Here is a 23,005-nt window from a genome sequence, read left to right on the forward strand (position 1 = left end):
CCTGCCTCATTGTCTGTCCAATTCGATGCGCGCCCAGAAGAACAGCAGGTTGCCAGCGCCGCGCGCGCCGGGTACGTAGGCCGCTTCCACCGAGAGCTGGCGATAGCCGACACTCGCCATCGGCAGAATGCCTGGGAACGGCGTGTAATGGCCGATGTCGGCGCGAGTCATGAGGAAGGTGGTGAAGCCCCCGCCCACGCGCCACTCCGGCATCGGCTGCCATAGCCATTGCTGGCCATAGCCCACCATGTAGCTGGGTTTGAAGTGGGAGTCCTGGAAACCCATGGCGTACAGGCCGCGCCACACCCCATCCTCGTATAGGCTGCGACCGTAGCCGAAACCAACAGGGTTTTCCTGATAGCTGTCGATCTTCTCGCGGCTGTAGGCGAAGCGCAGGTGGTGAGTGTGAAAGGGCAGGTAGAAGTCATTGCTGCCTTCGTTCCAAATGGTGGCCAAGCGCTCGCGCGCCCGAGCCCACGCCGAGACGTCCTCCGCGTGCGCCGCTGACAGCGCCGCCAGTCCCGCCAAAACCGCTGTCAGGCCCACCCGAGCAACCATGACCTCGACTCGTCGCGACCTCAGTGGCGGAAATGGCGCATGCCCGTGAACACCATGGCCATGCCGTGTTCGTCGGCAGCGGCGATCACATCCTCGTCGCGTAGCGAGCCACCGGGCTGGATCACGGCGGTAATGCCGGCCTGCGCCGCCTGGTCGATGCCATCCCGGAAAGGAAAAAAGGCGTCCGACGCCATCACCGCGCCGGCGACGGCAAGGCCCGCATGCTCGGCCTTGATGGCGGCGATGCGTGCGGAATTCACCCGGCTCATCTGTCCTGCCCCCACGCCGATGGTCATGTGATCGCGCGCGTAGACGATGGCATTGGACTTCACGAACTTGGCCACCTGCCAGGCGAACAGCAAGTCGGCCATTTCCCGTTCGCTGGGGGCGCGTCGCGTGACCACCTTGAGCTCGCCATGCAAGGCGAGATCGGCCTCCTGCACCAACACGCCGCCGGTCACTTTCTTGAAGTCTAGCCGTGGCGAGGGGGCGGCGGGCCATTCCCCACATTCCAGCACGCGCACGTTCTTCTTGGCGCCGGCGGCCTCGAGCGCTGCGGCGGAAATCTTGGGGGCAATGATCACCTCCACGAACTGGCGCTCGATGATGGTCTTCATGGTTTGCCCATCCAGCTCGCGGTTGAAGGCGATGATGCCGCCGAAGGCCGATTCTGGATCGGTCTGGTAAGCGCGCTCGTAGGCTTCACGGAGGCTTGCACCCAGCGCAACTCCACACGGGTTGGCGTGTTTGACGATGACGCAAGCGGGCGCGTCGCGAAACTGCTTCACGCATTCCAGCGCCGCATCGGCATCGGCGATGTTGTTGTAGGAGAGTTCCTTACCCTGGAGCTGACGCGCGGTGGTGACCGAAGCATCTTTCTCGCCCGGGTAGGCGTAGAACGCGGCCTGCTGGTGAGGATTCTCGCCATAGCGCAAGGATTGCAGACGCACCAGGTTGAGGTTGAGGCGCTCCGGAAAACCTTCGCGCCGTCCCTGAGAATCGATGGCAGTCAAGTAATTGGAGATGGTGGAATCGTATTCGGCGGTGTGGGAGAAGGCCTTGCGCGCGAGGTTGAAATGGGTCTCGGCCGCGAGAATGCCGCCGGTCATGGTTAGCTCCGACAACAGGGCCTGGTAGTCGCGCGGATCCACCACCACCGCCACGTGCTGGTAGTTCTTGGCCGCGGCGCGCACCATCGCCGGGCCACCGATGTCGATGTTTTCGATCGCCTCCGCCAGGGTGCAATTGGGCCGCGCGATGGTGGAGCCGAAGGGGTACAAGTTCACCACCACCATGTCGATCGGCGCAATGCCCGCCGCCTCCATGGCCCTGACGTGCTCAGGCAGATCGCGCCGACCAAGGATGCCGGCGTGAATCTTGGGATGCAGGGTCTTGACCCGCCCATCCAACATTTCCGGAAAGCCCGTATAGTCGCCCACTTCGATGACGCTTAGGCCACGCTCGGCAAGCAGCTTGGCGGTGCCGCCGGTGGAGAGGATCTCCACCCCGAGCCGCTTGAGTCCGGTGGCGAATTCGACGATGCCCGCCTTGTCCGAGACACTGATGAGGGCGCGCTGGATTCGACTCATGGCAGAAACGGGAAATTCACTTGATTTTGTAGGCCTGCATCTTCTTGCGCAGGGTGTTGCGGTTGATACCAAGCAGCTCCGCTGCGCGCGTCTGGTTCCCCTGGGCATAGACCAGCACGGTTTCGATGAGGGGTTTTTCCACGCAGCCAATCACCATGTCGTAGATGCCGCCGGGCTGCTCGCCGTCCAGATGCTTGAAATAATCGTGAACGGCCTTGCGCACGCAGGCGGAAAGCTCGGTTTCCTTGGATGCCATCCCTGTTCCTTTCCGGCCCGATCACCGCTTACGCGGCTTCGAGCTCTGCTTTGGAGTCGTCTGCCGCGTAAACCAGGCGCGCGCTGCGCGCGGCGAGTTCCGCGAAGAAAGCATCGACGGCCGCCATCTGCTCCCGGCTCGATTCCAGCTGGTTCATGCGGTGACGGAAGGCCGCCGAACCGGCCAGCCCGCGCGTATACCAGGCGATATGCTTGCGTGCCATGCGCACCCCCGTGTACTCGCCATAGAACGCGTAGAGCGCGTCCAGATGATCCAGTAGCACCGCGTGGATTTCCGTCACCTCCGGCTCGGGCAATTTCTCGCCGGTGGCGAGGTAGTGTTCGATTTCGCGGAAAATCCATGGCCGCCCCTGGGCCGCGCGTCCGATCATGACGGCGTCGGCCTTGGTGTATTCGAGGACGTATTTGGCCTTCTCGGGCGAGGTGATGTCACCATTGGCGATGATGGGAATATGCGCTTGCGCTTTGACCGCGGCGATGGTGTCGTACTCGGCCTCACCGGAATAGCCACAAGCGCGCGTACGACCGTGGATGGCCAGAGCCTGGACACCGGCATTTTCCGCGATTTTCAGGATGTTGAGAGCATTCCGGTGTTCCCGGTCCCAGCCGGTGCGAATCTTCAACGTCACCGGCACCTCCACCGCGTTCACCACGGCTTCCAGGATGCGGGCCACCAGGGGCTCGTTTTGCAGCAGCGCGGAGCCGGCGGACACGTTGCACACCTTTTTCGCCGGACAGCCCATGTTGATGTCGATGATCTGGGCGCCGCGGTCCACGTTGTAGCGCGCGGCCTGTGCCATCATCTGCGGATCGGCGCCAGCGATCTGCACGGAGATGGGTGGCGGCTCGCCATCATGATTGGCGCGGCGCTGGGTCTTCGCCGAACCGTAGAGCAGAGAGTTGGACGTCACCATCTCCGACACCGCCATGCCCGCGCCCATTTGCTTACACAGCTGCCGGAATGGCCGGTCGGTGACCCCCGCCATGGGAGCGACGATCAGGTTGTTGCGCAGGCGATGGGGACCGATTTGCATGAGGCAACGACGATAGAAAGGGCGGTCATTCTATACGCAGCGCCTGGCTTTCTCAACTTATGCACTTATGCACTTCTGCAGTGCATAACGGCATTTTCGTGACAAGGCGGCGGGAGCAGCATGCGAGCGCAAGCACGGAGCCTGGCAGGGCAAGCGCGTCGCAATCGACGTGGGCGGCTTGCCGTGAGGGCGTCATCTTGGACTTTCATCAATGGGCCTGTTCCCAGTTGGGACCCACGCCCAGTTCGGTCTCCAGCGGCACGGAAAGTTCAGCCACACTGCACATGAGGCGTGGCAGCTCCGTCATCAATTCCTCCCGTTCGGCCTCGGGCACTTCCAGCACCAGTTCGTCGTGCACCTGCAGAATCAGACGGCTTTGCATGCGCCGCTTCTTGAGCCAGCCATGCACGGCGATCATGGCGAGCTTGATCAGATCGGCGGCCGTGCCCTGCATGGGCCCGTTGATCGCGGCGCGCTCCGCCGCTTGACGCCGCGCCGGGCTTGCGCTGTTGATCTCCGGCAACCACAAGCGGCGACCGAACACCGTTTCCACGTAGCCTTGCTCCCGCGCCGTCTGACGGGTGCGCTCCATATAGGCGGCAACACCGGGATAGCGCGCGAAGTAGCGCTCGATCCAGGCCTGCGCGGCGCTGCGCTCGATGCCCAGTTGCGCGGCCAGCCCATAGGCGGACATGCCATAGATGAGGCCGAAGTTGATCACCTTGGCGTAACGGCGCTGTTCGGCGGTGACGGCTTCGGGTGCGACACCAAACACTTCCGCGGCGGTGACACGATGGATGTCCTGGCCTTCGGCGAAGGCTTTCATCAGCCCTGGATCCTGGGAGAGATGGGCCATGATGCGCAGCTCGATCTGGGAATAGTCCGCGGACATGAGCTGGAAGCCCGGGGGCGCGATGAAGGCTTCCCGGATACGCCGCCCCTCTGGCGTGCGCACCGGGATGTTCTGCAAATTGGGATCGCTGCTGGCGAGCCGGCCGGTGACGGCCACCGCCTGGTTATAGCTGGTATGCACGCGACCCGTGGCAGGGTCCACCATGCGCGGCAGCTTGTCGGTGTAGGTGGATTTGAGTTTGGCGAGCGCCCGGTATTCCAGAAGCAGCTTCGGCAGCGGGTAGTCCAGGGCCAGTTCGGCGAGCACGTCCTCGTCGGTGGACGGCGCGCCGCCCGGCGTCTTTTTCTTGACCGGCAGCCCCAGGCGGCTAAACAGGATGTCCTGGATCTGGCGGGGCGAGTTGAGGTTGAAGGGCTGGCCCGCCAGCGCATGGGCCTGGTTTTCCAGCTCGAGAAGCTTGCGCCCGATCTCTTCGCTCTGCTTAGCCAGCTTCGCGCAATCGAGCAGCACACCCGTGCGTTCCATGTCCCACAGGACTTCCAGCGTGGGGAGCTCGATCTCCTCATACACCCGCCTGAGCTTGGCATCGCCAGCGAGCTTGGGATACAGCGCTTGGTGTAGGCGAAAGGTGATGTCGGCATCTTCCGCGGCGTAACGGGTGGCCATCTCGATGGCCACCTGATCAAACCCGATGTGCGTGGCCCCTTTGCCGGCCACCTCCGCGTAGGTGAGCGTCTTGTAGCCGAGATGGCGCTGGGCGAGGGCGTCCATGTCGTGGGACTTGTGCGCCTCCAGGACATAGGACTGAAGCAAGGTGTCGTGGGCGATACCTTCCAGCCGAATCCCGTGGTTGGCGAACACGTGCTTGTCGTATTTGAGATTCTGGCCGAGCTTCCGTTTCGCCGGATTTTCCAGCCAGGGCTTGAGGCGGGCGAGTACCTGGTCGAGGTCGAGCTGGGCCGGCGCGCCCGGATAGCGGTGCGTAAGAGGCAGATAGGCGGCGGCATGCGGCCCGGTGGAGAAAGCGATGCCCACCAGGCGCGCGCGCATGGGATCGAGGCAAGTGGTTTCGGTGTCCACCGCCACCAGCTCCGCCGTGTCCAGACGCGCCAACCAGGCATCGAGCTGGGCTTGGGTGAGCAGCGTTTCATACTCGCCCTCGGACGCCGTGCCGGCAGACTCGACGCCTTCTTCGTCGGGGGTGGCGTCGCTCGCATTGAGCTCCCTAAGCCAGCCCTTGAAGCCAAACCGGGTAAAGAGCCGGCGTAAGCCCTCCCGATCCGGTTCGCGCGGCGCGAGATCGGTGACATGCACCGGCAAGGCGATATCGCGCCGAATGGTGAGTAGCTCGCGCGCGCGCGGCAACCAGGGCCGCGCGCGGCGCAGGTTTTCCCCCACCACGCCCCCGATTTCGTCAGCATGAGCGATGAGATTGTCTAGGCTGCCGTACTGGGTGAGCCACTTCACCGCGGTCTTGGGGCCCACCTTGTCCACACCCGGCACGTTGTCCACGCTGTCGCCGATGAGGGCCAGGTAGTCCACGATGCGCTCCGGCGGCACGCCGAATTTCGCGAGCACGCCTGCCTCGTCCAAGGTTTCGTTGGTCATGGTATTGACCAGGGTGACATGGGGATCGACGAGCTGCGCCATGTCCTTGTCACTTGTAGAAATCACCGTGCGCATGCCGTTTTCTTCCGCTTCCCGCGCCAGCGTGCCGATCACGTCGTCGGCCTCCACGCCTTCGATCACCAGAAGCGGCCAGCCCATGGCGACGATGGTCTCCTGGAGGGACGGAACCTGCGCCGCGAGATCGTCCGGCATGGGCGGACGATGGGCCTTGTATTCGGGATAGAGTGCGTCGCGAAAGGTCTTTCCTTTTGCGTCGAATACGCAGGCTATATAATCGGCCGGCACTTCCTTACGCAGACGGCGCAGCATGTTGAGCACGCCATAGATCGCGCCGGTGGGTTCGTTTTCCGCATTGCGCAGATCGGGCAAGGCGTGGAAGGCGCGGTAGAGATAGGAAGAGCCGTCAACCAACAGCAGTGTTTTCATTCTCGCGGGGCCGCATTCGATGAAAGAAAAACTTCCGAAGATCCTGGATCCCGACATTCACGCGCGCGCCTTCTCGCCGCGGGAATCCTGGCGGGTGTTCGAGATTATGGCAGAGTTCGTCGAGGCCACCGAACGTCTGGCCGCCATCCGGCCTGCGGTATCCATCTTCGGCAGCGCCCGCACGCCACCGGATCATCCCTACTACCTGCTCACCGAGCAGATTGCCCGTCAGCTTTCGGATGCGGGCTTCGCAGTTATCTCCGGCGGCGGCCCAGGGATCATGGAAGCGGCGAACAAGGGCGCCTATTTTGGTCGGTCCCCCAGTGTCGGCCTGAACATCCAGCTTCCCCACGAGCAGCACGCGAATCCCTTCCAGGACATCTCCCAGACTTTCCGCCACTTCTTCGCGCGCAAGGTGATGTTCGTGCGCTTCGCCTCGGCCTATGTGGTGATGCCTGGTGGCTTCGGCACCCTGGATGAGCTATTCGAGGCCCTCACCCTGGTGCAAACTGGCAAGACGCGCAAGATGCCCATCATCCTAGTACATTCGCCGTTCTGGGCGCCGGTGCTGGACTGGTTTCGCAAGACGCTGGTGACGGAAGGGATGATCGACGCCGCCGACGTGGACTTGATCCAGCTTATCGACGAACCCAAGGCCGTGGTGGAAGCGATCTTCAAGCACTACGAGCTACGCGGTTTCGAGCCCACCGCCGCCGAGCGCGAGATCCAGCTGCATCTGTAGTAGAGCCGCGAAGCTTTCAGCGCGCAGGGTATAATCCGCAGCTACGCCCCTTGCGAGGACATTTTATGCGCCGTGCCGTGCCGCTCCTGTTTTGTTTCGCCAGCGCCGCCTTCGCCCAGGAGCGCGCGCCTCTGCCTCGGGATCTACAACCCGTTCCTGAACCACCGCCGCCCCCGCCCGGCTACGAACTCAACCCCCAGCTGGAGCCGGAGGTGACCATTCGCCAGCGGGGTGAGGACGTGGTGGAAGAATTCCGCATCGGCGGCAAGCTCTACATGATGAAAATCACGCCTAAGTACGGCAAGCCCTACTACCTGGTGGACGACAAGGGTGATGGCAGCTTCGTCCGGATGGACAACCTCGATTCCGGCACGCGCGTGCCGCGCTGGGTGATCCACCAGTTCTGACGCCCATGTCCGTCTATACCACCGTTACGCCGGAGGAGCTCAAGGCGTGGCTCACCCAATATTCGCTCGGCACGCTGATCGAGTTCCAGGGCATTGCCGCCGGCATCGAAAACACCAATTATTTCGTCACCACCAGCCACGGCCGCTACGTGCTCACCCTGTTCGAGCGGATGGCGGAGGCAAGCCTCCCTTTCTACATCCATCTCATGGCTCACCTGGCCAGCCACGGCATTCCTTGCCCGCAGCCCATCGCCAGTCTGGACAACCGCTATCTGAATCCCCTCAAGGGTAAGCCTGCCTGCATCGTCACCCGCCTCGATGGCGCGCCGGACATGCAGCCGGGTCCCGATCACTGCGCCCAGGTCGGCGAGATGCTGGCCGATCTACATCTGGCCGGGAAGAGCTATGGCATAAGCCTTGCCAATCCGCGCGGCCCCCACTGGTGGCGCAAGACGGCGCGCGCGGTGATGCCCAAGCTCGATTCCGCAGCCCAGGCATTGCTCACAGAGGAGTTGCGCTTCCAGGCGCTCTACCGCTTCGAGGATCTGCCGCGCGGGGTGATCCACGCCGACCTATTTCGCGACAACGTGCTATTCGAGGGCGCGCGGCTGTCGGGCGTGATCGATTTCTACTTCGCCTGCAACGATGCCTGGCTTTACGATCTGGCCATCACCGTCAACGACTGGTGCCTGACCGAGGATTGCACCGTGGATGCCGCGCGCGTGCAGGCCATGCTGGGAAGCTATTCAGCGCGTCGTCCGCTCACCGCGATTGAGAAGGGTGCCTGGCCGGTGATGCTGCGCGCCGCGGCGCTGCGGTTCTGGCTGTCGCGGCTTTATGACCTGCATTTCCCGCGACCGGGCGAGGTCACCCATGCCAAGGACCCGCGGCACTTCCAGCGCGTGCTGGAAAACCACATCCGGCAGGAAGCCGAACTGCGCAGGCATTGGGTCGTATGAACATCCGCCGCTGTAATCCCCTCTATGGCTACGGCTGGCTGCGCGCCGGCCTCGCGCTATTTTTCGCTCAGCCCTGGCCCTGGCTGGCGCTGACCAGCGCAGGCTTCGTGTTAACCCTGGTTGTGGGGACCTTGCCGATTCTGGGCCTGTTGGCGGTGTTTCTCCTTAGCCCGGCGCTTACCGCCGGCTACATGGCGGCAGCGCGGGCGGTGGCAGGCGAAAAGCCCCTGAGCTTTACCTATCTGACGGCGGGACTACGCGCGGCGGCGCGTCCGCTGATCGGTGTCGGCGGCGTGAACCTCTTCGTCGTACTCACGGCCCTGCTCATATTTGTGCTGGGCTGGCGCCAGGAGGTGACGCGTCTGCTGGAGCTCATGGGGAGCGCCAAGCCGGACCAGGCGGTGCTCGAGGAGGCCCTCACCCAGCTCACTCTGCCGACCCTGCTCATGGCGGCGCTATTCCTGCCTTTGGCCATGGCCAACTGGTTCGCACCAGCGCTGGTGCTGTTCCGTGGCCTGTCAACCGGGGCGGCCCTGCGCCTGTCGCTGAAGGCAAGCCTACGCAATGTCTGGCCCTTTCTGGTCTATGGCGTACTCCTTTTCCTGTTGGACGCTATTGCATCGCTCGTGCTGCAAGGTATCGTGGCGCTCACGCTGCGCATCGCTGGGCAGGCCGTCGCCGAGATCTTGGGACTCGTGCTCGCGTTTCCGGTGTTCTGCGCCTTCGCTGCGGTGATCTTCGCTTCCATGTATGCCTCCTACATGGACGTGTTCGAGCGCCCCGCGCAGGCCGCGCAGAGCTAAACCAAGGATGCGATCCCGCCACGACGTCCATCGCCTCCATCACGGGTCCCGCGCGCGCAAGACCCCACCCCTCGCAAGCCGCAATGCCTCATGCGGGGCTGAGCTTGGCGTATTCCAGCGCCAGCCATTTGAGGCCAGCCTCCCGGAAATTCACCTGCACGCGCGCGTCGGCGCCACGACCTTCGCAATCGACGATCACACCGACACCAAACTTGGCGTGTACCACGCTCTGGCCGACGCGAAAGCCTCGCCCAGCAACGGGCGCCACCGGCGCCGGCGGCAGGGTCGCTACTCCCACCGGCTGCAACAGGTGGCGCGGGATCTCGTCGAGGAAGCGGGAAGGCAGGCCGTAGCGCAGCTGCCCGTGCAGCATGCGAGTTTCGGCGTGACTGAGATAGAGCAGCCGGCGCGCGCGGGTGATGGCCACATACATGAGGCGCCGTTCCTCTTCCAGGCCCGCGTGCTCAAACAGGCTGTTTTCGTGGGGAAACAGACCTTCTTCCAGCCCGGTGATGAATACCGCGTCGAATTCGAGACCCTTGGCCGCGTGCACCGTCATGAGCTGCAGCGCATCCTGCCCTGCCGCAGCCTGATGCTCGCCCGCTTCCAGGGCCGCATGGGTGAGGAAGGCCGTGAGCAGGTCCGGCATGTCTGGCTCCGACTCGCCGTCGAACTCCGCCTCGAAGGCCGCCGCGGCGTGGATGAGCTCTTCTAAGTTTTCCACGCGGTCTGCCTCGCTGCGCCTGGCGTGATAATGGGCAAGCAAGCCGCTGGCATGCAGCATGTGCTCCACTTTCTCGGCAAGGCTCATGCCCGCCGTCTCCCGGCGTAGGGCTTCGATCAGCAGCACGAAGGCCGGCACGCCGCGGGCGCTGTCCGTGCCGCCGCGGCGGCAAGCGGCAGCCCATAGGGAGAGGCCCTGCATGCGAGCGGCTGCCTGGATCTGCTCGATGGTGCGCGCACCGATGCCACGGGCGGGAAAGTTGATCACCCGCAACAGGGCATTGTCATCCTCGGGATTGGCCATTAAGCGCAGGTAGGCGAGCGCATGCTTCACTTCCTGGCGCTCGAAGAAACGTAAGCCCCCATAGACGCGGTAGGGCAGCCCTGCGCTGAACAGGGCGTGTTCCAACACACGCGACTGGGCGTTGGAACGATACAGCAAGGCGATCTCGGCAAGGGGCAGGCCCTCATCGCGCAACGCCCGCACTTGCTCCACCACGAACTGCGCCTCCTCCTGGTCGGTGGAGGCGGCGAACACGCGGATGGGCGCGCCTGGTTGCTGCGCAGTCCACAGGTTTTTGCCCAGGCGTCCGGCGTTGTGAGCGATGAGGGCGTTCGCGGCATCCAAGATGTTGCCTTGGGAACGATAGTTCTGTTCCAGCTTGATGATCCGGCGCACGCGGAAGTCGCGCAGAAAGTCCTGCATGTTGCCGGCATGGGCCCCGCGGAAGGCGTAGATGGACTGATCATCGTCACCCACCGCGAACACCGCGTTGTCTTGTCCGGCGAATAGCCGCAGCCACTCATACTGGAAGCGGCTAGTGTCCTGGAACTCATCCACCAGGATGTAGCGAAAACGCGCCTGGTAATGGGCACGCAGCGGCTCATTGCGAGTCAAGAGCTCGTAGCTAAGCAGGAGGAGCTCTGCGAAATCCACCACCCCCTCCCGCTGGCACTGCTGCTCATAGGCCTGATAGAGCTCGCGATAGACCCTGCTTGCCTCATCCAGCGCCTCCACCTGGGTGGCACGCAGGCCTTGCTCCTTGGCATCGTTGATGAAGTATTGCACTTGCTTGGGCGGATATTTTTCGTCGTCCACCTGCTGCGCTTTGAGCAGGCGCTTGATGGCGGCGAGCTGGTCCTGGGCGTCCAGGATCTGAAAAAGCTGGGGCAGGCCCGCCTCTCGATGATGGGCACGCAGCAGGCGGTTGGCCAGTCCATGGAAGGTGCCTACCCACATGCCTCGCGTGTTGATGGGCAGCATCGCCGCGATGCGGGTGAGCATCTCCTTCGCCGCCTTGTTGGTGAAAGTGACGGCCAGCACATGAGCGGGACTCGCCTGGCCAGTCTGGATCAGCCAGGCGATGCGCGTGGTGAGCACCCGTGTCTTGCCCGACCCGGCCCCCGCCAGGATCAGCGCGGATTCGCGGGGCAGGGTGACGGCAGCGAACTGCTCCGGGTTCAGGTGGGTGAGGAAAGCGGGCGTCACGGCAGAAACAAAACCCCATTATACGCGCCGGCGCCAGAGCCCCCGCCAGAGCCAAAGGTAGATGGGGACATTGACGGCGAGCACCAGTCCGCCCAACAGCCATTGCCGCGCCGGTGTCAGGGCCGCGGGATAGATCAGCGCCAACAGATAGTGTTCGATAAAACCGCCCGCATACCCCGCTTCGCCAGCCGCTCGGCGCGGGGTGTTCTCCAAGGGCGTCAAGGGGCAGACGCCGGCCGTGAATTCGATGGCTGCGCCCCACAGCACGGCCGGCACATGCAGCCACGCCAGAGGCGGCCGGCGCAGTACCCAAAAGCCGCCGAGCGCCACCCACAGGATGAAGGCGAGGTGCAGCATAAGCACCCCGTCTGCCAACAGCCGGAGCATCATGGCGGAACTATATACCCGCGCGCGGCTGCCGGGTATTTCGCCAGCACATGTCGTGCCGAACATTGGACCATGAAAATAGGCCGCACGTGGCGGCCTTCGTTCCCCCGCGAAAGAGGTCTTACTTGCGCGTGCTGGCCTTGGCGGCAGCAGCTTTCTTCTTGCGCGCGATAAGGTCGTGGATCATGGGCGTGAGGATGAGCTCCATGGCGAAACCCATCTTGCCGCCTGGCACCACGATGGTGTTGGGGCGCGACATGAAGGAATGGGGAATCATGTTGAGCAGGTAGGGGAAGTCCACGGTCGGCGCGATCTCCCGCCGGAAGCGGATCACCACGAAGCTTTCGTCGGGCGTGGGGATGTCGCGCGCGATGAAGGGGTTGGACGTGTCCACCGTGGGCACCCGCTGGAAGTTGATGTGCGTGCGCGAGAATTGCGGCGTGATGTAGTGCACGTAGTCGTGCATGCGACGCAGGATGGTGTCCACGATCACGTCCGCCGAATAGCCCCGCTCCGCAGCGTCGCGATGGATTTTCTGGATCCATTCCAGGTTGACGATGGGCACCACGCCCACCAGCAGGTCCACGTACTGGGCAGCATTCACCTTGTCGGTGACCACACCCCCGTGCAGACCCTCGTAGAACAGCAAATCGGTGCCCTTGGGAATGCGCTCCCATGGGGTGAAGGTGCCGGGCTCCTGGCCCCAGGGCTTGCCTTCCTCTTCGCTGTGGATGTAGTAACGGCGCATGCAAGTGCCCTTCTCGCCGTACTCCTTGAAGGTCTTCTCGATCAGGTCGAAGTGGTTGGCCTCGGGGCCGAAATGGCTAGGAGGCCGCCGCCCTTCCTTCTCCGCCTTCGCCACGGCTTCCTTGAAGGCCTTGCGGTCCAGGCTATGCAGGCTGTCGCCCTCGATGATGGCAGCGGTGATGTTCTCGCGGCGGAAGATATGCTCGAAGGCGCGCTTCACCGTAGTGGTGCCGGCGCCAGAGGAACCCGTGACCGCAACGACGGGGTGCTTGACGGACATGATGACTCCCTGGATGGACCAAAGCTTTGCGAAACCAGCGATTATAGAAGCGGCCTGGGGCCGGTGTCACTAGCGGGCCCGGCCGGCCGCCTCGCCTTCCTCCTTCACCAGTAGGCAAAGAGCCGCCCGCCTTCCACCTTGGTCTCGAAGCGCTTCAAGGGCTCTTTGCCCACGGCGATACATTCGCCGGTGGTGATGTCGAACTTCCAGTGATGCTTGGGACAGGTGAGAGTCGTCCCCTCCAGCGCCAGGTGGGGGATGTTGGTCACCTGGTGGGGACAGCGGCTATCATAGACGCGCAATTCCTCTCCCTTGCGATAGACGAACAGCTCGCGGCCATCGCAGGGCACGCGCGCGGTCTCGCCGTCTTGGAAGCGCTCCACCGGCCCCACGTCATGCCAGGTGGCTTCGCGCGTGAGGTTTTCCGGGCGGAATTCGGGCATGTCCATCTCCAAGATGATTTCCGCCGCCCACACGATCTTGGCCAGCCCCAAGGCCGGGAAGGCCATGAGCAGCGCATCGATCACCTCGATGGGTTTCACGCCGTCGCGCAGCGCCCGTGTCAGATACTGCTTGAAACCCGCCTCGGTTTGGGCATGAACCTTGGTGATCACTGAAATGAGATCGCGCGTCTTCGGGTCTAGGTATTTGCCCGCGTCCTTGAGAAACTTGAAATAGTGACCGAGGGCATCGCCGCGGGCGGCGACGAGATAGTTGAGAGCGTCGCTCATTGAGGTTCCTTTCTCTAGGTCGTTGACGAAAAAATCGGCTGGCATTATCAGCCCCTGGGCTCCGGCCTTGCCAGATTCAGGGTTTTTCTACGCGGCAATGGCGCGCTTCGTCCCCGGCGCGCGCGGCAAGAACCGGCATGCAAGAAGGCGGCGATGACGAACGCAAGCTTTTATTGAGCGTTACGTAAGTCGTTGACAGGCTGCGTAAGTCAAGCGTCATTCCCGCGAAAGCGGGAATCCAGGGTATTCCTCGCCATGTTCCTGGGTCCCCGCTTGCGCGGGGACGACACAAAGGTGTCACCTACTTACGTAATGCTCAATAGTTCCGCCGGGGCGGGCCGGTCCTTAAATGGCGTGTTGGGAAGCCCGTCCGGCTTCACTCGTTCCGGCGGCCGACGCGCACATCCAATTGCTTGAGCTTGCGGTAAAGATGGGTGCGCTCCAGTCCGACCGCGTCCGCCACACGGCTCATGTTGCCCCCTGCCTTGGCGATGTGGTGCTCGAAATAGAGTTTCTCGAACGCATCGCGCGCTTCCCGCAGGGGCAGATCCAGGTCCAGTGGCAAGACCCGCCCCGCGGCAGCGGCCGACGCCAACAGCGGCACCACGTCTTCCAGGCCGATTTCCTCCGTCAAAGCCGCCAGGGCCGCGCTGCGCACCACGTTTTCCAGCTCATGCAGGTTGCCCGGCCAGTCGTGCTGGCGCAGGGCGTTGAGAGCCGCCGTGCTGAAACGGCGAACGGGCACGCTGCGCGCCTCCACCAGGCGTTCCAGCGACGCGCGGGCAATGTCCGGAATGTCCTCGCGATGGCTGCGTAAAGGGGGCACCGCAACGGTGACGGCCGAGAGCGCATGGTAGAGGTCCGCATCGAAGCCGCCGCCCTCGGCAAGCTGTTTGAGCGCGGCGGTGGCACTGGTCACCAGGCGTGTCTCGGTGCGCGCCAGCTTGGGCAACACGAGCGCGAGGCCCTTTTGCTCCAGCCGGTTGAGGCGGGCCACGTCATGCAGGTAGATGAGTCCACCCTTGGCCTGCTGCAGAACCTCCAAGGGATTGTCCAGCAGCCACGTGGTGTCCTCCGGCGCAAGCCACGGGGTGCCGGGTGTGTGCAAAACCCGCGCGCAATGCTCGAAGCCGCAGCCGGACTCGCCCAGCAGGAGCACCGGCTCTCGCTGGGCCGCCACCTGCGCCAGCCGGTTGCGCAGCGCCGTCACCACCGGTCCGCTACCCAGCGCCGCCAACCCCTCCCGTGGGCGCGCCAGCGCCTCGGCGCGCTTGAGCGCGCGGCTCACCGTGTGTAGCAGCTTCTGCAGCGCTATGGGTTTCTCCAGGAAATCATAAGCGCCGATGCGGGTGGCCTCCACGGCGGTGTCGATGGTGCCGTGACCCGACATCATCACCACGGGCATGGTGAGCTGGCCGTTGGCGGCCCATTCTTTGAGCAGGGTGATGCCATCGGTATCCGGCATCCAAATGTCCAGCAGCACCAGGTCGGGCGGGTTGGCATCGCGCAGGCTGCGCGCCTGTTGGGCGCTTTCCGCCAGCCATACCTGGTGGCCCTCGTCATGCAGGATTTCCTGCAGGAGCTCGCGGATGCCTGCTTCGTCGTCGACAACGAGAATGTTGCTCATGGCGTGATTATGCGGCTTGGTCGCGGGCCTGGGCGAGCGTCAAGGGCAGGTGTACGCACACGCAGGCGCCCAGGGGCTCCAGGTTGCGGATCTCCACCCGGCCGTGATGCTCGTCGACAATCTTCTTGACAATGGCAAGCCCTAGACCCGTGCCCTTGGCTTTGGTGGTGACGTAGGGCTCGAAGGCGCGGGCCAGGATCTCCGGCGGAAAACCGGGACCATTGTCCATCACCTTGAGCTGGGCCCAGGCACCGCTCGCCTCGGTGCGCACCGTGATACGCCCGTTCGGCGTCTGGGCCACCGCGTCTTGGGCGTTGCGTAGCAGGTTGTGAATCACCTGGCGCAGCAGTTTGGCATCCCCCTCGATGGCCAGGCCTGAGCCAAACTCGGTGCTCACCGGCACCTCGGCGTGCTCGTAGAGGGCGAGTACTTCGCCCACCAGAGCATTGAGGTCCAACGGCCGCGCCTGAAGCACTGGCGCACGGGCGTATTCGCTGAAGTCGTTGACCATGCTCTTCAAGGCCGCCACCTGGTTGACGATGGTCTGGGTGGAGCGCGCCAGCATGGCGGCATCCTCGGGCGTGAGCTTAGGAGTAAGCTTGTGCTCCAGGCGCTCGGCGGAGAGCTGGATGGGCGTGAGCGGGTTCTTGATCTCGTGGGCCAGGCGCCGAGCCACTTCTCCCCAGGCGGCGGCGCGCTGCGCCTGGATCAGGTGGGTGATGTCGTCGAACACCACCACATAGCCGCCTTCGGCTTGTGCCGGTAGGCGGGTGCCCCGTACCAGCAGGACCTGGCTGCCCGTCTCTGCCGTAAGCTCAATCTGCTCCTGCCAATCCTTCTCGCCGCCGTCGCGGAAGTGACGGGCAAGCGCAGCGGAAAACGGCGTAAGCCCGGGCTTACGCTCGCCCCACGCGAAAGCCTCGAGTCCCTTTAGCGCAGCGAAGTCCACGCCCAAGATTTGCGCGGCCGTGGGATTGACGGTACGCAAGTGGAAGCTCTCGTCGAAGGCCAGCACGCCACTGGAGAGATGGGCGAGGATGCTTTCCAAATAACCCTTGGCCGCCTCTAGTTGACGCTGCTTGGATTCCACCTGCGCCCGCGTCTCTGCGAGCTGGCGCGTCATCGCATTGAAGGAATTAATGAGCATGCCGAGTTCGTCGCGCGCCTTGACAGGCTGCACCGGCGTGAAGTCGCCCTTGCCCACGGCGCGGGTGCCTTCGGCCAACAACCCCAGTGGCGCACTCAAACGCTGGGAGACGAGGAAAGCCGCGGCCACGGCGGAAAGCAGCGCGAGCAGCAGGGTCATCGTGAGAGATAGGGTGAACAGGCGCGACAAGCTGCGACGGGAAAAGGAAAGCTCCTGGTAGTCCCGATACACCTCCTGCACCGCTTCCGCGTCCTCGGCGAGCTTGCGGGGCACGGGTTGCATGAGCTGCAGGATGCGGATGTCTTCGGTCAGGGACAGTACGTTCACCGGCACCACGGCACGCAGATAAAGCCCCCGCTCACCCAGCACCTCCAGTGACCGGTACGGTTGCTGCTGACGCACCTGGCGCAGGATGGCCGGCCCCGGCAGCTTCGGGGTGAGCGCCCGGGGATCGGCGCTGGAAAAGGCGATCACCGCCCCCCTTGCGGAGAACAAGGTGGCCTCCGCCACGCCCGCCTGTTCCCGCAGACGATTGAGCGTCGTGATGTGGCCGCTGGCGGGCTCATCGGCGAGGGTCAGGGCCATGGCTTCCGCCTTGCGGGTCAATTCGGCAAGCTGGGCATCCAGGGCACTGCGCCCCAGGTTGAGGCCCCCTTCCAGAGCGCTATCCACGCGCACGTCGAACCAGGATTCGATGGAACGGGTGAGAAACTGCACCGAGACGCCGTAGATCACCGTGCCCGGCACGATGGCCATCAGCGCGAAAACCAGGATCAGGCGCTTGGTGAGGCGCGCACCAAACTGCTGGGCGCGAATGCGCCGGCGCACCAGCCAGATCTGGTAGCCAATCAGCCCCAAAAGGAGCGTCGCAACCACGGCATTGAGCACGATGAGCAGCGTGTAGTGCTCCGCAAACAGCGCGGTGTTGCTGCTCGCCCGCCACAAGAGATAGAGGAGCACGGTGCCCAGGGCGATGGAAAAGCCGACGATGTGGCGCATGGCTCAAGGGGTGACGGTGAAGCGGTACCAATCGGAATTGAAGCTCCAATCCTTGGAGCTTAGCGCTTCCACCTGCAAGGGCTTCGGCAGCTGGTTGACGTCTAGGCGCAGACGCAGTGCGCCTTGATAGGTGACGCCTTTCTTGAGCTGGCTGCGGTCGAGCACCTTCCACTCGGTGATGTGCTTGAGTTCCTCCCGGGCCTCCGCCAGACTGGCATAGGAACGGTTACCTTGATTGCTGGAGAACTGATACTGCCGGGTCAGCGCGTGATAGCTCAGGCGCAGGTTCTGGCGCACGCTGGCGACGGTCTCGTCCAGCCAGTACCAGCGCGGACGAGTGAGCTCGAACTCCAACATGAAGTTCAGGCTCACCCCTTTGTTGAGGGCCTCTTCCAACGCCTTGGGGAAGGTGACGTCGATGTCGGCGTAGAGGTAAACCCACTCCTCGCCGGGAATGAGCTCCGCCGACTTGATGGTCGCGCCCTCGCCCGCCCAAGCCGGCATCAGCCAGAGGGTGCAGACGGCAATGAGCGCAGCCCGCAGCCGGCAGGAAAGCCGCTCAAGCCCCCGGCTTGGCGAGCAGCGCGTAGAAAAAGCCGTCATGATCCGCATCTGGCAGGAGTTGGACGAAGCCTTCCGGGTGGCCCGGTAAGGGGTGAAGCCGCGCGTCCGGGCGGCGCGTCAGAAAGGCCTGGACGACGCGTAGATTTTCCTCGGCAAACAAGGAGCAGGTGGCGTAGAGCAATTTACCACCTGGCGCAAGCAGCCGCCACAACGCATCCAGGATGCGCCCCTGTTGCGCCGCCAGGGCCGGAATGTCGGTGTCGCGGCGCAGCCATTTGCTGTCGGGATGACGGCGCACCACACCCGAGGCGGAGCAAGGCACGTCTGCCAGGATGCGATGGAAAGGGCGGCCGTCCCACCAATCCTGAGGCGTGCCCGCATCGCCCGCGCGCACCTCAGCCATGAGTCCTAGCCGCGCCAGGTTGTCTTCTACCCGTGCCAGGCGACTCGGATCCCGGTCCAGCGCCAAGAGCTCCACATCCGCCGTCTCCAGGATATGGGCGGTCTTGCCCCCCGGCGCGGCGCAGGCATCCAGCACGCGCAAGCCGGGCGCGAGATCCAGGAATTCGGCCGCAAGCTGCGCGCCCGCATCCTGCACCGACACCAGGCCTTCGGCAAACCCTGGCAGCGCCTTGACGCCCACCGGCTCGGCCAGCACCAGGGCCGCCAGCCCCAGGGGGCGACTCACGATACCCGCCGCAGCCAAGCGCTCCTGGTAGACCTGTCGATCGATCCGGCGCAGGTTCACGCGCAGGGTCATGGGCGGATGCGTAAGTCCCGCTTCCAGGATCCTGCGGTAGGTGTCGGGGTATTGCCGCCGCAGGCGGTTGATCCACCAGCGCGGATAGCTGAAGCGGGCGGTATCGCGCCGCTTTGCACGCGCTTCGAGCGCCTGCTGCTGGCGCAGGTAGTTGCGCAACACGCCGTTGACGAAGGCTGCCGCCCACCCTCTGTCCAAGCTGCGTGTGGCCTCCACCGTCTGATGCACCACGGCATGCGCCGGCGCGCGCTGTTGGAGCAACTGAAACAGTCCCACCAAAACCAGGGCACGCACCAGCGGATCAGCCACCGGCCGCGGCGCCAGGGCCTCGAGATGGGCTTTGAGCCGGCCGTAATGGCGCAGGGTGCCATAGCTTAAATCCTGGGCCGCCGCCCGTAAGCGAGCAGGCAGCGCCTGCTCCAGTACTTGCGGTAGGGCATCGCTCAGGCTGCGCCCCGCCGCCACCTGAGCCACGGCCCGGGCCGCCAAGGCCTGGGGTTCAGGCTGCGCCACGCGCCATCGCCAGAAGTCGTGCCACCCGTGCTTCCACCGGTGGGTGGGTGGAGAACAAACTCATCAGCCCACCGCCCGTGAGGGGATTGATGATCATCATCTGGGCGGTTTCCGGATGGGCTTGCGCGGTGGCCATGGGCAACTGATTCGCGTAGGCGTGGATCTTTTCCAGGGCCGCGGCCAGGGCCTCGGGATCGCCCGAGATCTCTGCGCCGCCCCGATCGGCTTCGAATTCCCGCGTGCGGGAGATCGCCATTTGGATGATCAGCGCCGCAATGGGGGCCACGATCATCACCAAAAGCGCCACCAGCGGATGGACGCCTTCGCGCTCATCGCCACGTCCACCAAACAGCATGCCGAACTGAGCCAGCGTGGAGATCGCCCCGGCGATGCTGGCCGACAACGTGGAAATCAGGGTATCGCGATGCTTGATGTGGGCGAGCTCGTGGGCCAGCACGCCCCTGAGTTCGCGGGGCGAGAGCAGGTGCAGAATGCCTGTGGTCGCGGCAACCGCCGCATGTTCAGGGTCACGGCCGGTGGCAAAGGCGTTGGGCTGATCCTCGTCGATGACATAGACGCGGGGCATGGGCAAGCCCGCGCGGCGGGCCAGCTCGGCGACGATGCCATAAAGCGCCGGGGCGCTGGCGGCGTCCACTTCTTCGGCCTGATACATGCGCAGCACCAGCTGATCCGAATTCCAGTAGGCCCAGAAATTGGTGACCGCAGCAAAGGCCAGCCCCAGCAGCATGCCGGTGGCCCCGCCCAGCGCCATGCCAATCATGCCGAACAGGGCGACGATGGTCGCCATGAGCAAAGCCGTCTTGATCCAGTTGCCGAACATGGTTCTCTCCAGAAGCGAAACTTCGACGCGCTTAGATGTAGGGATGAGGCGACAAATTCAACCCAGATTATCCATTAGGAAACGGGTGACAAAGCAAGACGACGGTGGATCTCACCGGCAGCGCAGTTTCTGGGGCGTGCGCCGGTCAAACGGATCAGCCGGGTTCAAGCCGGTGCGGGTTTGAGCCGCATGCCCGGCCGCAGCACGCCGCTGGCAGCGAAGGCGGCGGCGTTAAGCCGTTTGGCGCCTTCCCGCTGGAGCTCGGTGATGACGAGAAGCCCCGCGCCCGTGCCTACCCGCACGCCCTGGCGGTCGACGGCGACCACCTCGCCGGCTGGCGCCTGCCCGGGCTCGGCACGGGCAAACCAAATGCGCAGCCGCTCCCCATCGAGCCACGTGTAGGCGACAGGGAAAGGATTGTAGGCGCGCACGGCCCGTGCGATGGCCTCCGCGGGCTGGGTCCAGTCGATCAGGGCTTCTTCCTTGGTGAGCTTGGCGGCGTAGGTGGCCAGCCGCTCGTCTTGGGCAACGGGGGTGAGGCTATCGAGCCGGTCCAAGGCCTCGACGATGGCCGCCGCACCCAGGGCCGCGAGCCGGTCGTGAAGGCTGCCGGCGGTGTCCTCGGGCGCGATGGGGCATTTTTTTTGCAGCAGCATGGGCCCAGTATCCAGGCCCGCGTCCATCCGCATGATGGTGATGCCGGTCTCGACGTCTCCGGCAAGCAAGGCGCGTTGAATGGGGGCCGCACCCCGCCAGCGGGGTAGAAGGGACGCATGGATGTTGAGACACCCCCGCGCCGGAATGGACAGAACCGCCGGCGGCAAGATCAACCCGTAGGCCGCCACCACCATCACTTGCGGCTGAATTTTGCGTAACGTTGCCTGGACGGCGGCATCCTTGAGACTCGCCGGCTGCGCCACGGGCAGTCCCTGCTTTAGCGCGAAGTCCTTGACCGGGCTAGGCTTTGGCTTTAAGCCGCGCCCCGCCGGGCGATCCGGTTGGGTGAGCACGAGGAGAATGTCGTGCCCAGCGGCGGTTAAGGATTTTAGTGCGGCGGCCGCAAATTCCGGCGTGCCCGCGAACACGAGCTGCATGGGCGCCTCACATGGTCTCGCGTTCGCGCTTCTTGAGCTTCTGACGGATGCGGTTCTGTTTCAGGCGGGACAGATACTCGACGAACACCTTGCCCTGGAGATGATCCATCTCATGCTGGATACACACCGCGAGCAGGCCCTCGGCGTCGAGGGTGAAAGGCTGGCCGTTGCGGTCCAGGGCGCGCACGGTGACCCGCTCCGCACGGCTGACGCGGTCATAAATGCCTGGCACCGACAAACAGCCTTCCTCGTGTTCGGCCTGGCCTTCTGCGCGCAACAGTTCCGGGTTGATCAACACCAGCAGTCGGTCGCGTGTTTCAGACACGTCGATGACGATGACCCGCTCGTGCACGTCCACCTGAGTGGCGGCCAAGCCGATGCCGGGCGCGGCATACATGGTCTCGGCCATGTCGTCCACCAGCTTGCGGATGCGGTCATCCACCACGGCAACGGGTGTGGCCACCTTGTGCAGGCGCTCGTCCGGGTAATGGAGTATTTTTAATATCGCCATCGAAAAAACGCTTGCCGAGTGAAGCTTTTATATGCAGAATTTAAACCAAACTCCAGCATCCGGATTGCATAAGGCTCGACTTTTCGGCTGGAGTTCCCGCGTCATTGCACGTCGATCGAGGGTGCCCATGCGTAAAGTGATTATAACGTTGGTTGCCATAGCTGGTTTCCTGTCCGTGGGTGCCCGCGCCCAGGATGCGCAGGTAAAGGACGGCGCGCCCGAGCGCTACGTGGTGGTGAAGGGGGACACCCTATGGGGCATCGCCGGGAGGTTTCTCGACGAGCCCTGGCGCTGGCCGGAAATCTGGCAGATGAACCGCGACCAAATCAAAAATCCTCACCGCATCTACCCAGGCGACGTGGTGGTGCTGGAGCGGCTAGCCGACGGTAAAGCGCGGCTGCGGCTGGTGAAGAAGCAGAAATACGACGGCCGCGAGAAGGTCACGCTCACGCCCTCCGTGCGCATCGAACCCCATCCGGACACGCCGGCTATTCCGGTAATCTCCCCCGCCGACATCGGCCCCTTTCTCTCCCAGCCCCTGGTCGTCGCCAAGGACGGGTTGGCGGATGCCCCCGAGATCGTAGCCGCGGAGGAGAACCGCGTGGTCATCGGTGCCGGCAACCGCGCCTACGCGACCGGCATCAAGTCCGGCGATCCCCAGCAGTGGCAAGTGTTCCGCCCGGGCCGACCCTTGGTGGATCCCGATACTCAAGAAGTGCTGGGTTACGAGGCGGTTTACTTGGGTGAAGCGCGGGTGAAGCGTTTCGGCGAGCCCGCCACCATCGAAATCGTGCGCGCCGTGGCGGAAATCAACCGGGGCGACCGCCTCGTGCGCGTAGCCGAGGCGGAGCTTAGCAACTTCGTGCCCCACGCGCCGGATCGGGCGGTGCGGGGCCGTATTGTGTCGGTGTACTCGGGGGTGGCGGAAGCCGGGCCTAAGGCCATCGTTGCCCTCAACCGGGGCAGTCGGGACGGGTTGGCGCGGGGTCAGGTGCTGGCCATTTACCGCCATGGAATGACGGTCCCCGTACCCCAAGACCAGGGCGAACAGACGCGCCCGCTGCGCAACTGGCACCAGACGGAGTGCCTCAAGAAGGACGCCAAGATCAGCTTCGACGAGTTCTACGATCGCGCCCAAGCGTGGGGTCCCTGCCCGCCAGAAGACGCTCAGAAGCGCACCGTCACGCTGCCGGAAGAGCGCTACGGCCTGCTTCTGGTGTTCCGCACCTTCGACCGAGTGGCCTACGCTTTGGTAATGCAGGCAGCAGCCGCCGTACACCAGGGCGACGTGGTGACCAACCCTTAAGCCGCGCTGC

The 23,005-nt window shown here is 64.1% G+C and carries 21 protein-coding genes and 1 pseudogene; 5 read left to right on the forward strand and 17 right to left on the reverse strand.

Annotation, left to right across the window (positions count from 1 at the left end; genetic code table 11):
- Window positions 1-6 precede the first annotated feature (6 nt).
- From pagP to polA, 5 genes are all read right to left on the reverse strand, one after another.
- Window positions 7-558 (reverse strand): lipid IV(A) palmitoyltransferase PagP, encoded by a 552-nt coding sequence (gene pagP / locus V6E02_RS04695; RefSeq protein WP_347307605.1) that lies wholly within the window; start codon window positions 556-558, stop codon window positions 7-9.
- Window positions 559-578: 20 nt separating this feature from the next.
- Window positions 579-2,147 (reverse strand): bifunctional phosphoribosylaminoimidazolecarboxamide formyltransferase/IMP cyclohydrolase, encoded by a 1,569-nt coding sequence (gene purH, locus V6E02_RS04700; RefSeq protein WP_347307606.1) that lies wholly within the window; start codon window positions 2,145-2,147, stop codon window positions 579-581.
- 16 nt (window positions 2,148-2,163) lie between these two features.
- Entirely contained in the window at window positions 2,164-2,403 is a 240-nt protein-coding gene (locus tag V6E02_RS04705; protein WP_347307607.1) for a helix-turn-helix domain-containing protein, read from the reverse strand.
- A gap of 28 nt (window positions 2,404-2,431) precedes the next feature.
- Window positions 2,432-3,457, reverse strand: a complete 1,026-nt coding sequence (gene dusB, locus V6E02_RS04710; protein ID WP_347307608.1) for a tRNA dihydrouridine synthase DusB — start codon at window positions 3,455-3,457, stop codon at window positions 2,432-2,434.
- 208 nt (window positions 3,458-3,665) lie between these two features.
- Window positions 3,666-6,365 carry a DNA polymerase I gene (polA, locus tag V6E02_RS04715; RefSeq protein WP_347307609.1) on the reverse strand — a complete coding sequence of 900 codons (2,700 nt, stop codon included), beginning with the start codon at window positions 6,363-6,365 and terminating at the stop codon, window positions 3,666-3,668.
- A gap of 19 nt (window positions 6,366-6,384) precedes the next feature.
- On the opposite strand from polA, the gene V6E02_RS04720 reads away from it, so the two are divergent.
- From V6E02_RS04720 to V6E02_RS04735, 4 genes are all read left to right on the forward strand, one after another.
- The gene (locus V6E02_RS04720) at window positions 6,385-7,107 is read left to right on the forward strand and encodes an LOG family protein (RefSeq protein ID WP_347307610.1); all 723 of its coding nucleotides are present in this window, start codon (window positions 6,385-6,387) and stop codon (window positions 7,105-7,107) included.
- A 65-nt stretch (window positions 7,108-7,172) separates the two neighbouring features.
- Complete coding sequence (locus V6E02_RS04725) at window positions 7,173-7,514, forward strand: DUF2782 domain-containing protein (RefSeq protein WP_347307611.1); 342 nt, start codon at window positions 7,173-7,175, stop codon at window positions 7,512-7,514.
- A gap of 5 nt (window positions 7,515-7,519) precedes the next feature.
- Entirely contained in the window at window positions 7,520-8,473 is a 954-nt protein-coding gene (locus V6E02_RS04730; RefSeq protein WP_347307612.1) for a homoserine kinase, read from the forward strand.
- Window positions 8,470-9,276: a BPSS1780 family membrane protein gene (locus V6E02_RS04735; RefSeq protein ID WP_347307613.1), complete on the forward strand. Its 807-nt coding sequence runs from the start codon at window positions 8,470-8,472 to the stop codon at window positions 9,274-9,276. The genes V6E02_RS04730 and V6E02_RS04735 overlap by 4 nt, the downstream gene beginning before the upstream one ends.
- A gap of 88 nt (window positions 9,277-9,364) precedes the next feature.
- Here the strand turns inward: V6E02_RS04735 and V6E02_RS04740 are convergent, their stop codons facing one another.
- The 12 genes and pseudogenes from V6E02_RS04740 to def all read right to left on the reverse strand — a co-directional run bounded on the left by V6E02_RS04740 (window position 9,365) and on the right by def (window position 21,689).
- A complete protein-coding gene (locus V6E02_RS04740; protein WP_347307614.1) occupies window positions 9,365-11,488 on the reverse strand; it encodes a UvrD-helicase domain-containing protein in 2,124 nt (707 codons plus the stop codon).
- Window positions 11,489-11,506: 18 nt separating this feature from the next.
- Complete coding sequence (locus tag V6E02_RS04745; protein WP_347307615.1) at window positions 11,507-11,878, reverse strand: DUF2784 domain-containing protein; 372 nt, start codon at window positions 11,876-11,878, stop codon at window positions 11,507-11,509.
- A 118-nt stretch (window positions 11,879-11,996) separates the two neighbouring features.
- Entirely contained in the window at window positions 11,997-12,902 is a 906-nt protein-coding gene (locus V6E02_RS04750) for a phosphoribulokinase (RefSeq protein WP_347307616.1), read from the reverse strand.
- A gap of 104 nt (window positions 12,903-13,006) precedes the next feature.
- Window positions 13,007-13,633: a Rieske 2Fe-2S domain-containing protein gene (locus tag V6E02_RS04755; RefSeq protein WP_347307617.1), complete on the reverse strand. Its 627-nt coding sequence runs from the start codon at window positions 13,631-13,633 to the stop codon at window positions 13,007-13,009.
- A 376-nt stretch (window positions 13,634-14,009) separates the two neighbouring features.
- A complete protein-coding gene (locus V6E02_RS12975) occupies window positions 14,010-14,459 on the reverse strand; it encodes an AAA-type ATPase lid domain-containing protein (protein WP_430626771.1) in 450 nt (149 codons plus the stop codon).
- Window positions 14,460-15,260: pseudogene (locus tag V6E02_RS12980) on the reverse strand (sigma-54-dependent transcriptional regulator); the annotation flags it as partial. It lies immediately after the preceding gene.
- A 7-nt stretch (window positions 15,261-15,267) separates the two neighbouring features.
- Window positions 15,268-17,406: a sensor histidine kinase gene (locus V6E02_RS04775; RefSeq protein WP_347307618.1), complete on the reverse strand. Its 2,139-nt coding sequence runs from the start codon at window positions 17,404-17,406 to the stop codon at window positions 15,268-15,270.
- A 3-nt stretch (window positions 17,407-17,409) separates the two neighbouring features.
- On the reverse strand, window positions 17,410-18,009 hold the full coding sequence (locus tag V6E02_RS04780) for a DUF4390 domain-containing protein (protein WP_347307619.1): 600 nt from the start codon (window positions 18,007-18,009) through the stop codon (window positions 17,410-17,412).
- Complete coding sequence (gene rsmB, locus V6E02_RS04785) at window positions 17,966-19,243, reverse strand: 16S rRNA (cytosine(967)-C(5))-methyltransferase RsmB (RefSeq protein ID WP_347307620.1); 1,278 nt, start codon at window positions 19,241-19,243, stop codon at window positions 17,966-17,968. The genes V6E02_RS04780 and rsmB overlap by 44 nt, the downstream gene beginning before the upstream one ends.
- The gene (htpX, locus tag V6E02_RS04790; protein ID WP_347307621.1) at window positions 19,230-20,084 is read right to left on the reverse strand and encodes a zinc metalloprotease HtpX; all 855 of its coding nucleotides are present in this window, start codon (window positions 20,082-20,084) and stop codon (window positions 19,230-19,232) included. The genes rsmB and htpX overlap by 14 nt, the downstream gene beginning before the upstream one ends.
- Window positions 20,085-20,248: 164 nt before the next feature.
- Window positions 20,249-21,178, reverse strand: coding sequence for a methionyl-tRNA formyltransferase (gene fmt, locus V6E02_RS04795; protein ID WP_347307622.1), 930 nt, complete (start codon window positions 21,176-21,178; stop codon window positions 20,249-20,251).
- Between the two features lie 7 nt (window positions 21,179-21,185).
- On the reverse strand, window positions 21,186-21,689 hold the full coding sequence (def, locus tag V6E02_RS04800) for a peptide deformylase (RefSeq protein WP_347307623.1): 504 nt from the start codon (window positions 21,687-21,689) through the stop codon (window positions 21,186-21,188).
- Between the two features lie 127 nt (window positions 21,690-21,816).
- On the opposite strand from def, the gene V6E02_RS04805 reads away from it, so the two are divergent.
- A complete protein-coding gene (locus tag V6E02_RS04805; protein ID WP_347307624.1) occupies window positions 21,817-22,995 on the forward strand; it encodes a LysM peptidoglycan-binding domain-containing protein in 1,179 nt (392 codons plus the stop codon).
- Window positions 22,996-23,005: the final 10 nt, after the last annotated feature.

Source organism: Thiobacter sp. AK1 (genome assembly GCF_039822265.1).
GTDB classification, from domain to species: domain Bacteria; phylum Pseudomonadota; class Gammaproteobacteria; order Burkholderiales; family Thiobacteraceae; genus Thiobacter; species Thiobacter aerophilum.